Genomic DNA, 12817 nt, shown 5'->3' with positions numbered 1-12817 from the left:
GGATGGACAAGCGCAAATCTTGAGTGATCTGCGGAAATCAGTATGGAAGTGGCAAGCCCAACCATGGATGGCCAAGCGAAACCCACACGTTGCAGCAAGGTCACAAGCCTGCAAGACGCAGCGCGTCTGGCACGAGGGGCTTTGGAAGAACGTCCCGAGCTTTGCCTCGGCGGTCTGTTCAAGCAAGGTCGCCCGGTCGCGCTGGTGCGGGGGTTGCTGGCCGCGGGCGCGGATGGCCTACATGTGTATTCCTCGCCGGGTGCGGGGTATGACATCGACCTGATGATCGCGGCAGGGGCCGTCGCACAGGTTTTCATTCCCGGCGTTACGCTGGAGAACCGGCTTTGCCCCAATTTCCGCCGCGCGGTCGAGGCTGGGCAGGTGACCGCCCATGCGCTGGATGCGCTGACCGTGGTGGGCGGGCTGATGGCGTCGGCACATGGCGTACCATTCCAGCCAATCGACGCGCTGCGCGGATCGGACGTTCTGAAACACAACCCGCTCTTGCGCGAGATTGACTGCCCATTCTCCGGTCGCCACATTCACGCCGTCGGGCCGATCCGGCCCAGAGTGACGTTCCTGCACGCGCAGGAAGCCGACCGTTGGGGGAACCTGCGCCATCTCAGCACAATGGTCTACGCCGATCAGCTGATGGCGCGCGCATCTGACATGGTCATTGCCAGCGTCGACAGGATCGTCCCGGAGGAGGTCGTTCTGGACGATCCTTCGCGGGTCACCGTGCCGTCTCACTATGTCGATGCAGTGGTCGAGGTGCCCTTCGGAGCGCATCCTACCGCGAGCTTTCCCAACTATGCGATGGACGAGGAACACATCGATGCCTACGCCGATCTGGGAGACGCCGCCCGGGCCGGCGACGCCGCGGGGCTGAACGCTTACATTGCGCGCCATGTGACCGGTCCCGAAAGCCAGGGGGACTACATCGAAGCAGTCGGGGGCAGTGCGCATTTCGCGCGGCTGGAAGCCGAGGCGCGGAACGGATGAACTCGGCGGTGTCCCCACTGGAGCAGATGGTCGTCGTGCTGGCCCGCGACCTGGCGGACGGGGAACTGGGTGCAGCGGGGGCCGCCGCGCTGGTGCCGATGGCGGCCATCGCGCTGGCCCGTGAACTGCATGCACCGAACCTGACGGTCGGCGGCGAAATGTTCTTCAACCCCGAGCCGGGGCGCCTTTATCCGTCCATGCTGGATGACCGGGCGCTTGGCCGTTGCGAAGCCGCCGAGACCTTCATCGAGCTGTTCGGCCACAGCCATCACGGGCTGGGTTTCTTCTTTCACAGCGGCCTGCAACACGACGCTTTCGGCAACATCAACCTGCACCATGTCGGCGGCACGCTGCACGCGCCCAAGATGCGCGGGCCGGGGGCGGCAAACCTGTCATACTGCCACACCTCATCGCGGTTCTACATTTGCCCTACCGTGCATTCGGCCCGGAATTTCGTGGAGAAGGTCGATTTCATCACGATACCCGGACATCTTTCCGGGCCTGCCGCGAAACGCGACGCCGGGCTGGTCAATGAAGGGCCGCGCCTGGTGGTGACACCGCGCGCAGTTATGGATTTCGACAAGACGACGCTGCGCATGCGCCTGAAATCGGTCCATGCGGGCAATACGCCCGAGGACGTCCAGCGTCATACGGGGTTCGATCTGGCGATCAGGGGCGACGTGCCGCGCACACGGCCGCCAACAGACGCGGAACTGCGCGTTCTGAGAGAGAGAATCGACCCATCGGGGGCTCTGCGCGCATGAGCGGCCGGGCCTGGCAGAAACTATCAAAACGGGAGGACAAAATGTTCCAACGCAAACTGACCGGATACCGGGCCGCGCTCGGTGCTATCGCGGCCGTGGGCGCCATGGCCCTTGGCGGCGCTGCATCCGCCAAGGATCTCACGATGGGCACGACCAGCCCGACATCGAGCCATTTCACCATTTCGGTTGCAATGAGCAAGGCGATCGAAAGCGGCATGGAAGGCACCACGGTCAGCGTGATCGAGACGGGGGCCAGCGTCGACAATGTCCTGCGACTGGCGCGCGACGAAATCGACCTTGGTCTTGCCACCACCGACATCCTGATTTCCGCCAGGAACGGAACCGGCAAGTTCGAAGGCAACGCCATCGCCGATACGGTTGCGCTTTATCCCTACAGCGCCTCGATCCTGCTGATCGCGGTCACCGACGAATCGGGAGTGACCACGCTCGAAGAGCTGGACGGGAAGAAATTCAATCCCGGCATCCGGGGATCGGCCGCCGAGACGCTGACGACCAATGTCCTGTCGATGTTCGATATCAACGCGGACCTGGTGCATGGTGCCGTCGGTGACGCCGTGGAAGGCATCAAGAATCGCCAGCTTGTCGGCTACAGCAAATACGGGGCCGCGGATTCGGTGGATGCAACCCTGCAAGAGTTGATGACCAGCACCAAAATGCGCCTGATCGGCTTCTCCGACGAGCAGGAGAATGCGGCGAAAGAGTCCATGGAGGGTGTCGGTTTCATCACGCTTCCCGAAGGGCTCATTCCCGGTTCCGAAGCAATGCGGGTGCCCAAGCTCAACGTTTTCTTCCTGACCCGCACCGGTGTCATGGATGAGCAGACCGCCTATGACATCGCCCGCAGCATCCACCAGAACATGAATCTGCTGGTCGAAGCCTGGCCGCAGCTGGCCGACTACGACATTGCCGCCGATGCCGTCGCCACGATGGAGGCGGGTGTCACCTATCATCCGGGCGCGGAGCGTTACTGGAGAGAGGCCGCCGGAAGCTGACCGACATCCCGGGCCGTCAGGACGGCCGCGTGGGCTGACCAGGCGGGGAGCTGCGGGCACCCCGCCGCTGCCGTTATCGGAGAGAACATGACGCAGACATCGACCGCGATGCCGTATTGGGAAAGGCGCGGAGGACAGGCGCTTGGCGCATTGTTCGCGGCATTTGTCGCGCTGCACTTCTACAATGCCCTGTTCGGCCAGTTCGAACCGCTGGTTCAGCGACCGATCTTTGTCGGTTTCGGAATTGGCGGCGCGTTCTTTCTGTATGCCGCGCGGACCTCGAGGACGGGTGCGCGAAGCGGGATTGAACGGGCGGTGGATATCACGCTCGGTCTGCTGGCCTTTGGGGTTTGCCTCTACGCGATTGTCAATCGGGATCGCTTTTCGGATATCATGGTGCGCTATGGGCCGCTCGACAAGGCGGCCGGTCTGGTGGCTGTCCTGCTGACCCTTGAGGCGGCGCGCCGGGTGATCGGCTGGTTCCTGCCGCTGCTGGCGCTTTGCACCGTTGTTTATTTCTATTTCGGTCATGATCTGATCGAGGGTGCCTGGCGTCCGCCGCGCGTTTCGGCACGCACGGCTGTCGAGACATTCTACAGTTCGACCACCGGGCTCTTTGGCTACCTGGCCGATATCGGGGCCCGGGTCATCGTGATCTACGTGCTGCTGGGGGCGCTGCTGTTGTCCACCGGGGCGACCGATGCCTTCATGAAAATGGCCACATGGATCGCCGGGCGCTCTTATGGCGGCTCGGCAAAAGTCTGTGCCCTGTCTTCGGCGATGTTCGGGACGGTCACCGGCTCGGCGGTGGCCAATGTCATGGCGACCGGCTCGATCACCATTCCCACGATGAAGCGGCTGCGCTATCCGTCGGCATTTGCCGGGGCGGTCGAGGCAGTTGCCTCCTCCGCCGGGCAACTCACCCCGCCGGTGATGGGGGCGGCGGCCTTCATCATGGCTGAGTTCCTCAACATCCCCTATACCGATATTGTCATCGCGGCGATCGGTCCGGCATTTCTATACTATCTTGCCGTATGGCTCGGGGTGGATCTCTATGCGCGCCGCACAGAGCTGCAACCGACACCGAAGAGCGAAATGCCCGAACCGGCGGAATTCCTCGCGCTTGACAAGTCGATCCCGCTGTTTCTTCCCATCGCGGCGATGGTCTTTTTCCTGTTCAACGGCTACACGCCGAGCTATGCGGGTGCGGGTGCGATCATCATGCTGGTTTTGGCCTGTGTGGTGGTGCGACCATTCTCGCGCGACGGCAGAGAGCAGGGTGTGCTGGCCTGCTGGGCCAAGCTGGCGCGCGACGTCCATGGAGGGATGGTCGAAGCAGGGCGGGCGTTGGTGATGATCGCGGCGCTGCTGGCCTGCGCCGCCATCGTCGTCAAGGTTCTGACGGCGACGGGTGCCGGGGTCAAGGTCTCGAACCTGTTGTTTTCCGTGTCGGGTCAGGGGCTGATCGTGGCGTTGTTGCTGGCGGCTGTACTGGCGATCCTGCTGGGCATGGACGTTCCGACGACTGCCTCCTACGTGCTGGCAGCGGCGATTGCAGCGCCGAGCCTCGTACGGCTTGGCCTGCCCGAACTGACGGCTCATCTCTTCGTCTTCTACTATGCGATCCTGTCAGCCATCACGCCACCGGTCTGCGCCAGTGTCTATGCGGCCGCCGCCCTGGCGGGGGCCAATTTCTGGCGGGTGGCGGGGCGCGCGCTGATGCTGGCCGGAGCGATCTATGTGGTGCCATTTCTCTTTGTCTTCCGACCGGGCATCATGGGCCAAGGCACAGCGGGCCAAATCCTTCTGGACATGGGTGTGGCCTGCGCCGCGGTTTTTGCCGTCAGCGTTGGCACGAGCGGCTGGTTTCGTGGAAAGGTGCCGGCCCTCGGCCGGTTGCTGTTCCTGTCGGCGGCGGCCTTGCTGTTTTATGCCGCGCCGACGGCTGACATTCTTGGCGGGCTGGCGCTGGCTGGGCTTTTGGCGTGGCGGTTTCTGCAAGGAGCGCCGCAACCCGGCCGCGCCGGGTGACCCCCGAAAAGCGAAGAGCCGCCGCAGATAAACTCTGCGACGGCCCTTCGACATCCGAACCCGAAGGGGCGATACCTCCGGCCTCAGATTATTTTGAAGTTGGGAAAGGTAACTTCGTCGGTTGCCTTGACGAAGGTCACCTCTACCTTGGCCCCGATATGAACCTTCTCGGGATCGTCGGTCTGGATCCGGCTCATCATCCGGGGGCCTTCCTCCAGTTCGATCAACGCCACGACATAGGGCACGTCATCCGCGAATGCCGGGCCTGCCGGACGGCGCGCGATCGTGAAGGTATGCACCTCGCCACGCCCGCTCACGGTCTCGAAACGGAGATTGTCGGAATGGCAGTAAGGGCACACGGAGCGCGGATAGAAATGATGTTTGCCGCAATCGCCGCATAGCGGGATGTCGAGGCGGCCCTGGCGCGCGGCCTCCCAATAGGGGGCGCTGTCATGGTCGATCACCGGAAGCGGTTTTTCGGAACTCATCGGATCAGTCCTTCTGCAGGATTACGGTCGCACCCGAGGACAGGGTGCCTCCGGTGCCATGCACCAGCGCGGTCTCGGCGCCCTCGACCTGGCGTTCGCCGCCCTCGCCGCGAAGCTGCCGGGCGGCCTCGATCAACAGGAACATCCCGAACATGCCCGGATGCAGCGCCGAGAGGCCACCGCCACTGGTGTTCATCGGAAACGCTCCGCCCGGTGCCGTGCGCTGGCCCGACACGAAATCGCCGCCTTCGCCGGTCTTGCAGAAACCCAGAGCCTCGAGCGAGAGCAGAACAGTGATGGTAAAGCTGTCGTAGATCTCGACTACGTCGATATCGGAATGGCTCACCCCGGCCATCTTCATCGCGCGTTCCCCTGCCCTTTGCGCGGGAAGCAGGCGGGCGAGATCCGGCATCTCGCCGATGGCCCAATGGGTATGCGCTTCGCCATAGCCCTTTACCGCGACAGGCTTGGTTTCAAGATCCTTGGCCCGTTCGGCGGTGGTCATCACGATGGCACCGGCCCCGTCGGTGACGAGGCAGCAATCCAGCAGATGCAGCGGCTCCGAGATCATCGTGCTGGACAGCACGTCGTCGATGGAAAGCGGATCGCGCCGCGTCGCGTCGGGGTTCAACTGTGCCCATTTCCGGGTCGCGACGGCGATTTCGGCCAGGTTCTCGGAGGTGGTGCCGTATTCATGCATGTGGCGCTGTGCGGCCATCGCATAGCCGCCCACGGGCGTCGGCATTCCGTAGGGTGTCTCATGCTGCATGGACAGGACCGAGGGTCGACCACCCAGGTTGCGGCTACGCAGGGATTTCTGGTCCGAGCTGTAGACGATCAGCGCAACCTCGCAATAGCCTTCGCGCAGGGCCATGGCGGCGTGCGCGACGTGGGCCTCGAATGCCGAACCGCCAATATTCGTGCCGTCGACGAATGTCGGCATGATGTTGAGATACTCGCCAAGCGTCACCGTCGCCAGCTGGCCGGGCCCCGGCACCCCCCACATGCCGGCGGTCAGAAGACCATCTACATCGCTCAGTTCCAGCCCGGCTTCTTCGACGGCAGCCTTTGCCACCAATGCGGCATGGCCCAGGACCGAGGCCTTGGTGACAAACTTGCCGCCCTCCAGGGCCGCGTCGGCCACACCGACGATCACCGGATCTCGTCCGTTCTTCATATGCTCTTTCTCCTTCTTGTCGGGCCGTGCCGATCCGGTCCGGGCGGTCAGCCCGGACGCATTGTCTTGGCGATAAGCGTGCGCTGGATCTGCGAGGTGCCGCCGCCGATGGTGCTTTGCATCCCTTCGCGAAAGTAACGCTCCATGTCCGCTTCGGGCAGCATCGAGTGGCCGCCGAGGATCTGCATTCCGTTACGGGTGACTGTCTGAAGGGTCTCGGAAGCATAGAGTTTCGCCATCGAGACCTCTCGCATGCAGGGCGTCTTGGCCGCGGCCAGACTGGCGGCGCGATAGACCAGCAGCCGAGCCGCGTCGACCTGGGTCTGCATGTCCGCCAGCATGTGGCGGATCACCTGAAAGTCGAAGATCGGCTTGTCGAACTGGATCCGTTCGTGGGCATAGCGCAGGGCATCGTCGACCGCCGTCTGGGCATTGCCGACGTAGGCTGCGGCCACGGCCACACGTTCCAGTTCCAGATGGTCCGTGATGATCTTCCAGCCATCGTTCTCGGTGCCCAGCAGCGCATCGGCGGGCAGTTTCACGTCGTCCACGAAGATCTCGGTTGTGCCAGTTGCGCGGCGCGCCATTGTCGGCAGCTTGCGAATGTCCAGGCCTTCGGTGTTGTTGGGGATCAGGAAGACCGACAGCCCCTTGTGCTTGGGGGCGTCCGGATCGGTCCGGGTCAGCATTGCAAGGATGGCATTGTCAGCCGCAGCGCCCGAGCACCACAGTTTCTGCCCATTGAGGGCCCAGCCGTTGCCGTCACGCCGCGCGCGGGTCTTTGTCGAAGCCGCATCCGACCCGGCGCCCGGCTCGGAAATCGAGATCGAGAAGCGGATGTCGCCATCGAGGAAAGGCTGAATGTACCGCTCTTTCTGCTCGGGCGTGCCGAATTTCTCGACATTCATCGCGGTGAAGGTCGCCACCATCAGGCCGGTCGAGAAATCGAAACCGTACTTGGCCAGCCCCTCGCACATCAGCGCATAGTCCATGATGTCGCCACCAAGACCGCCGCTCTCTTCCGAAAACAGAATGCCGAGCCAGCCCTGCTTGGCCACCTTCTCGTAGGCCTCGTAGGGGTATTCGCGCTCGCGGTCGCATTTTCGGATATAATCGCGGCCGATCTCTTCATCGACGAAACGCTCGACGGTCGCGCGCCACATCTCCTGTTCCGGGGTCAAGAAGTTCATGAGGACGTTCCTTGTGTCTTTTCGTGCACCGCGCGGATCTTGTCCGGCTCTCCGGGGCGATCCAGACGCGCCTTGCGGATCAACAGGCTGAACGCGCAGCGAAGGACCGTTTCGTCGCGCTGGTTGATACCTTCCAGCTTGCTGGTCACGACGCCGTGCTTTTCGTCGTGATCCTTCAGATCGGTGATTTCGACGCGGGCCCAGAGGGTGTCGTTGATGAAGGTGGGCCGCAGAAAACGAAGATTGTCGCAGCCATAGAACGCCGCCAGCACAGAACTGTCGAAGGGGATCATCGCATTGACGATCGAAAACACCAGGCTGCCCTGCACCAGGCGCTGGCCATAAAGAGACGCCTTGGCGTGCTCGACGTTGGAATGCAACTCCAGCCAGTTTCCGGTCAACATGCAGAAATTGACGACATCGGTTTCGGTCATCGTCCGCCCGCTTGAAACGCCGGTCTGGCCAAGCGACAACTCTCCGAAAGGGTGACGTATCACGTTGAATTCTCCTGTTCGTCCGCCTTGGGTGACAAAACGATCAGGGCATCGGCAGCGGTCAATCCCTTCCCGTTCGCCCGAACCATCACAGGGTTGATTTCGATTTCCGAGATCAGATCGGCGTTCTCAGCGAAGAAAACAGATATGCGTGAAATCAGGTCTGCCAGGGCATCTCTGTCGGCCGGTTCCGCACCCCGCAATCCCTCCAGAAGCCGCGCGCCCGGACCCGAACGCAGCATGGACTGGGCGGTTTGCGGTGCTGCGGGCGCAAGCCGGATTTCGGCCGCATCGGTCAGTTCAACAAGAATGCCGCCAGGGCCGGCCAGAACGATCGGACCAAAGGTGTCGTCACGTTTGCAGCCGATGATCCATTCGGCCACGGCCCCTTCTTCCATTTCCTCGATCAACGCCGTACCGCCCGCAAATCGTTCCGCCATTTCGGCGGCGGCCTGTTTCGCCTCGTCGGGGGAAAGCCCCAATCGGACGAGCCCGTGATCGGATTTGTGCGGATAGTCATCATGACACATCTTGGCGACACAGCGCCCGTTGGCCGGATCACGTCGGGGCACCGGCACACCGATCCGTTGCAGCAGGGATTTCGCGTCGGCCTCGTGGACCACCTTGCGCCCGGCACGCTGCCAGTTTTCCAGTGTTTCCCTGTGGGTCATGTCACTTCTCCCGTGGTGGCCGCCAGCGCCGCAAGGCCCGATGCTGCCCGGGCCGGCGAATCGTAGACAGGGACAGCCCGTTCGCGCAGGGCCTCACCCGAGGCATTGCTGCGCGCCGAACCGGTCCAGACGATCAGAATCGGCTTGTCGGTGCGGTCGAACGCCTCGGCCAAAGCCTCGATGAACTGCTGATCCGGCACGAATGTGATAATTGCGATGGCAATATCCACGCCCGGATCGGCCGCTACGGCCTCCAGGCAACGGCCCACATAGGTGGGATTCGCCAGAACGACGCCGGTCAGATCGACCGGATTCGACACCGAGCCGTAGAACGGCACATAGCGCGACAGAGCGGTCTGCGTTGCCTCGTCCAAGACCGGAACCTCGAAGCCAGCGCTTTCGGCCAGGTCGGTCATCTCGACTCCGAGCCCGCCGGTGACTGAGATGATGCAGACCCGGTTGCCGGCAGGCCGCCTGCCTGCGGCGAGGGCCGTGACGGCATCGACGGCAGCCACGGATTCGCGGGCGCGGATAACCCCGGTTTCGCGGAAGACCGCGCTGATCACCCGGTCGTCCCCGGCCATGGCGCCGGTATGCGACTGGACCGCACGCGACCCGGCGCGGCTGCGGCCACCCTTGACCGCGACAACATGCTTCCCCGCCCTTGTCAGTCGTTGAGCCGCTTCGGCAAAGCGGCGTCCGTCGCGCAGCTCCTCGACGTAGCAAAGAACCACCCGCGTCTGGGGATCGTTGCCGAAATAATCGAGCAGATGCGCCGCGGTCAGGTCGGTTTCGTTGCCACTCGAGACGATGGCGTTGATGCCCACGCCGCGTTCGCCCAAGCGCAACGCCATAAGGCCTGCAAGCGCGCCGGACTGGGAAATCATCGCCACGGGACCGGGGCGAAGGCCGTTGAACATCGGGCTGAAGGTCAGTTGCAGGTCCGACGCGGGGCGCACCACGCCTTCGCAGTTCGGCCCCACCAGGCGAAACGGCGCGTCCTGCATGATCTTGCGCAGACGCTCTTCGTTCTCGTGCCCGTCGTCCCCGGCTTCCGAAAAGCCCGACGTCACCCCGACGACGACCTTCACGTTGAGCCGGGTGCAGGTTTCCAGAGCGTCAAGGGCGGCACCGACCGGGGTTGCCAGCACAACGACGTCGATCGGGCCGTCAATCTCTTCGAGGTCGCGCCCGGCCTGGAGGCCCTCGATCTCGCCGCCGGAGGGGTTCACGGGAATGATCTTGCCGCCGTAGCCGTTGCTCTTCAGCAGAGCCAGAACAGCCTGCCCCAACTTGCCCTTGGTGCGGGATGCGCCGACCACCGCGATGGTGCGCGGATCGAACAACCCGTCCAGTGCCTCGGCAACCGTGGGCCGGCATGCCGCCATTTGATTCGTGCTTGGCTCTGCCACAATTTCCTCCGTCAAGTGAAAAAGCATCGGCTCATTTCATCGATCTAACGACTGTTCGATTATTCTCGCAATGGATTTTGGTTCCGGACAGAGTGTGGCTGTCATAGCCGCAAACTAGGGCTTGACGTCGGAAAATTTCGCAAAACGAGGCAGCCGCGTGAAAATTGAGAATGGACCACTGAGCGATGTGAGGGTGATTGAACTGGGTCATGTGATCGCCGCACCGATGTGTGGCGCATTGCTGTCCGACTTCGGCGCCGACGTGGTCAAGATCGAACGTCCGGGACAGGGGGACATGCTCCGGGTGCTGAGCGCGCGCGCCAAGGATGGCGTCGGTGTGTGGTGGAAGACGCTGGCACGAAACAAACGTCTGATGGCGCTGGACTGGAAGAGTGAAGACGGTCGCGCCATTCTGCGCCGACTGGTCGAAAACGCCCATGTACTCATCGAGAACTTTCGCCCCGGCGTTCTGGAAAGAGCAGGGTTGGCACCAGAGGTCTTGCATGACTGGAACCCCGATCTGGTGATCGTGCGGATCTCGGGTTACGGCCAGACGGGGCCACGCGCCTCTTGGCCTGGTTTCGGTCGGGCCGGTGAAGCCATGAGCGGTCTGGCCCACATCACGGGCTTTGCTGACAATGCACCGATGCATCCCGGTTTCCCTGCGGCGGATTCGACGACCGGTCTAATGGCGGCCTACGGCACGATGATGGCGCTGCATGCGGTGCGAAACGGCAGTGCCCGGGGGCAGGTGGTAGACCTGGCCATTTTTGAGCCGCTCTTGCGTTTGATCGACTACCACGTGCCCACGCGCACCGGCGCGGGACTGCCGGTTGACCGAAATGGACTTCAGGCCCCGAATTCCTACGCCCCGGCGGGGGTGTTCCGTGCCCGGGACGGAAAATGGATCACCGTCAGCGCGGGCAGTGCGGCAACCGGGCGGCGCCTGCTGGAGGCGGCAGGTGGCAAGACATGGGCGGAACAGCCGCAGTTCCAGAGCCTCGACGGTTTTGCAGAGCATATGGACGAAATCGTCGACCGGCTCGGGGCATTCGTTGCCAAGCATGACGCGAAGGAGGCAATCGACATCTTTGACGCCCACGATGCGGTGGCAGCGATGGTCTATGACGTTGATGACATCCTGGCCGATCCTCAGATCGAAGCCCGGGGGAGTATTGTCGGTGTGGATGGCGACGACACCAAGGTCGTAGGGCCGGTGCCAAAGCTGGACAAGACGCCGGGGCGGCTGCGCTGGCTTGGGCGCGGCGAACTGGGCGCCGACAGCCGCGCGATCTTGCAGGAACTCGCCTATGACGCCGATGACATCGAAGCGCTGATTGAAAAGGGCGCCGTGGCCGAGCCGGGCCACTGATCCACGTCCGCAAGATCCAAGGAGGAAATCATGACCTATCAGATGACTTCAGAGCAGCAGGGAATCCGCGATGCCGTCCTGCGGATCTGCGAGGAATTCGACGACGAGTTTTGGCTGACCCGCGATCGCGAAGGCGGGTTCCCGCGGGAGTTGCATCAGAAACTGGCCCGCGATGGCTGGCTGGGGATTGCCATTCCCGAAGAATACGGGGGCTCCGGTCTTGGGATCGTCGATGCCGCGATCATGATGCAGGCCATTGCGGAATCCGGCGGCGGCAACAGTGCCGCCTCGGCGATCCACATGAACATCTTCGGCCTGAACCCGGTGGTGAAGTTTGGCACCGAAGACCAGAAAAAGAAGCATCTTCCGCCCTTGGTGGCAGGCGATGAACGTGCGTGTTTCGGCGTGACCGAACCCACGACCGGCCTGGACACCACCAAGCTGAAGACACGCGCCGTTCGTCAGGGCGACCGCTACGTGGTGCACGGCCAAAAGGTCTGGATTTCGACCGCCCAGATCGCCGACAAGATCCTGCTTCTGGCGCGCACGACCCCGCTTGAGGACGTCAAGAAACCGACAGAAGGCTTGAGCCTTTTTTACACCGATCTGGACCGAACATTCGTTAGCGTGCGCGAGATCGAAAAGATGGGCCGGAAATGTGTCGACTCGAACGAACTGTTCATCGACGGTCTTCCGATCCCGGCCGAGGACTTGATCGGGGAAGAGGGCCAGGGCTTTCGCCAGATCCTGCACGGGCTGAACCCCGAACGGGTCCTGGTCGCCGCCGAAGCGGTGGGCATCGGGCGCAACGCGCTTCGGCGTGCGGCGGATTACGCCAATGAGCGTGTCGTCTTTGGCAGGCCGATCGGACAGAACCAGGGTGTGCAGCACCCGCTGGCCGCCTGCTGGGCCGAGCTGGAAGCCGCTAACCTCATGGCGATGAACGCCGGCGCGCTTTACGATGCCGGCAAGCCCTGCGGAAACGAAGCCAACGCAGGCAAATACCTAGCCGGCGAAGCGGCGGTGAAAGCGACGCAGACCGCGCAGCTGACCTTTGGCGGATTTGGATATGCCAAGGAATACCATGTCGAGCGCCTGGTTCGGGAAGCGATTCTGTTCCGCATCGCGCCGGTGACCCCGCAACTGGTGCTTTCGTTCATCGCGGAACACGCGCTCGGCCTGCCAAAATCTTACTAGGAAGAA

Annotated in this window: 12 protein-coding genes; 6 read left to right on the top strand and 6 right to left on the bottom strand. The window is 63.0% G+C overall.

Annotation, left to right across the window (positions count from 1 at the left end; all coding sequences use genetic code 11):
- Window positions 1-42: 42 nt before the first annotated feature.
- The 4 genes from OB2597_RS00555 to OB2597_RS00540 all read left to right on the top strand — a co-directional run bounded on the left by OB2597_RS00555 (window position 43) and on the right by OB2597_RS00540 (window position 4810).
- Window positions 43-1002, top strand: coding sequence for a CoA transferase subunit A (locus OB2597_RS00555; protein ID WP_238529684.1), 960 nt, complete (start codon window positions 43-45; stop codon window positions 1000-1002).
- The gene (locus OB2597_RS00550; protein ID WP_040608754.1) at window positions 999-1766 is read left to right on the top strand and encodes a CoA-transferase; all 768 of its coding nucleotides are present in this window, start codon (window positions 999-1001) and stop codon (window positions 1764-1766) included. The genes OB2597_RS00555 and OB2597_RS00550 overlap by 4 nt, the downstream gene beginning before the upstream one ends.
- The gene (locus tag OB2597_RS00545) at window positions 1763-2779 is read left to right on the top strand and encodes a TAXI family TRAP transporter solute-binding subunit (RefSeq protein ID WP_238529683.1); all 1017 of its coding nucleotides are present in this window, start codon (window positions 1763-1765) and stop codon (window positions 2777-2779) included. The genes OB2597_RS00550 and OB2597_RS00545 overlap by 4 nt, the downstream gene beginning before the upstream one ends.
- Window positions 2780-2866: 87 nt before the next feature.
- A complete protein-coding gene (locus OB2597_RS00540) occupies window positions 2867-4810 on the top strand; it encodes a TRAP transporter permease (protein WP_148234629.1) in 1944 nt (647 codons plus the stop codon).
- A gap of 83 nt (window positions 4811-4893) precedes the next feature.
- Here the strand turns inward: OB2597_RS00540 and OB2597_RS00535 are convergent, their stop codons facing one another.
- From OB2597_RS00535 to OB2597_RS00510, 6 genes are read right to left on the bottom strand one after another with little or no spacing between them, the layout of a single operon-like run.
- Window positions 4894-5274 (bottom strand): Zn-ribbon domain-containing OB-fold protein, encoded by a 381-nt coding sequence (locus tag OB2597_RS00535; RefSeq protein ID WP_238529682.1) that lies wholly within the window; start codon window positions 5272-5274, stop codon window positions 4894-4896.
- A gap of 28 nt (window positions 5275-5302) precedes the next feature.
- A complete protein-coding gene (locus tag OB2597_RS00530) occupies window positions 5303-6475 on the bottom strand; it encodes an acetyl-CoA acetyltransferase (protein ID WP_009803541.1) in 1173 nt (390 codons plus the stop codon).
- Between the two features lie 47 nt (window positions 6476-6522).
- The gene (locus tag OB2597_RS00525; protein WP_009803540.1) at window positions 6523-7665 is read right to left on the bottom strand and encodes an acyl-CoA dehydrogenase family protein; all 1143 of its coding nucleotides are present in this window, start codon (window positions 7663-7665) and stop codon (window positions 6523-6525) included.
- Window positions 7662-8099, bottom strand: coding sequence for a MaoC/PaaZ C-terminal domain-containing protein (locus tag OB2597_RS00520; protein ID WP_050759171.1), 438 nt, complete (start codon window positions 8097-8099; stop codon window positions 7662-7664). Before OB2597_RS00520 ends, OB2597_RS00525 begins: the two co-directional genes overlap by 4 nt.
- A gap of 59 nt (window positions 8100-8158) precedes the next feature.
- Entirely contained in the window at window positions 8159-8830 is a 672-nt protein-coding gene (locus OB2597_RS00515; protein WP_009803538.1) for an acetate--CoA ligase family protein, read from the bottom strand.
- Entirely contained in the window at window positions 8827-10218 is a 1392-nt protein-coding gene (locus tag OB2597_RS00510) for an acetate--CoA ligase family protein (protein WP_009803537.1), read from the bottom strand. Before OB2597_RS00510 ends, OB2597_RS00515 begins: the two co-directional genes overlap by 4 nt.
- Window positions 10219-10399: 181 nt before the next feature.
- On the opposite strand from OB2597_RS00510, the gene OB2597_RS00505 reads away from it, so the two are divergent.
- Together OB2597_RS00505 and OB2597_RS00500 are read left to right on the top strand one after the other, a co-directional pair.
- Window positions 10400-11614, top strand: coding sequence for a CaiB/BaiF CoA transferase family protein (locus OB2597_RS00505; RefSeq protein ID WP_040608751.1), 1215 nt, complete (start codon window positions 10400-10402; stop codon window positions 11612-11614).
- A 30-nt stretch (window positions 11615-11644) separates the two neighbouring features.
- The gene (locus OB2597_RS00500) at window positions 11645-12811 is read left to right on the top strand and encodes an acyl-CoA dehydrogenase family protein (RefSeq protein WP_009803535.1); all 1167 of its coding nucleotides are present in this window, start codon (window positions 11645-11647) and stop codon (window positions 12809-12811) included.
- Window positions 12812-12817 lie beyond the last annotated feature (6 nt).

Origin of the sequence: Pseudooceanicola batsensis HTCC2597 (assembly GCF_000152725.1) — a bacterium.
GTDB lineage: Bacteria > Pseudomonadota > Alphaproteobacteria > Rhodobacterales > Rhodobacteraceae > Pseudooceanicola > Pseudooceanicola batsensis.
This window is presented reverse-complemented; position numbering and strand designations above follow the sequence as displayed.

What these genes read in the sequence shown, in the direction of transcription:
- OB2597_RS00555 (WP_238529684.1), top strand. Translation starts at nt 43, where the DNA reads ATGGAAGTGGCAAGCCCAACCATGGATGGCCAAGCGAAACCCACACGT.
- OB2597_RS00550 (WP_040608754.1), top strand. Translation starts at nt 999, where the DNA reads ATGAACTCGGCGGTGTCCCCACTGGAGCAGATGGTCGTCGTGCTGGCC.
- OB2597_RS00545 (WP_238529683.1), top strand. Translation starts at nt 1,763, where the DNA reads ATGAGCGGCCGGGCCTGGCAGAAACTATCAAAACGGGAGGACAAAATG.
- OB2597_RS00540 (WP_148234629.1), top strand. Translation starts at nt 2,867, where the DNA reads ATGACGCAGACATCGACCGCGATGCCGTATTGGGAAAGGCGCGGAGGA.
- OB2597_RS00530 (WP_009803541.1), bottom strand. Translation starts at nt 6,475, where the DNA reads ATGAAGAACGGACGAGATCCGGTGATCGTCGGTGTGGCCGACGCGGCC.
- OB2597_RS00525 (WP_009803540.1), bottom strand. Translation starts at nt 7,665, where the DNA reads ATGAACTTCTTGACCCCGGAACAGGAGATGTGGCGCGCGACCGTCGAG.
- OB2597_RS00520 (WP_050759171.1), bottom strand. Translation starts at nt 8,099, where the DNA reads ATGACCGAAACCGATGTCGTCAATTTCTGCATGTTGACCGGAAACTGG.
- OB2597_RS00515 (WP_009803538.1), bottom strand. Translation starts at nt 8,830, where the DNA reads ATGACCCACAGGGAAACACTGGAAAACTGGCAGCGTGCCGGGCGCAAG.
- OB2597_RS00510 (WP_009803537.1), bottom strand. Translation starts at nt 10,218, where the DNA reads ATGGCGGCATGCCGGCCCACGGTTGCCGAGGCACTGGACGGGTTGTTC.
- OB2597_RS00500 (WP_009803535.1), top strand. Translation starts at nt 11,645, where the DNA reads ATGACCTATCAGATGACTTCAGAGCAGCAGGGAATCCGCGATGCCGTC.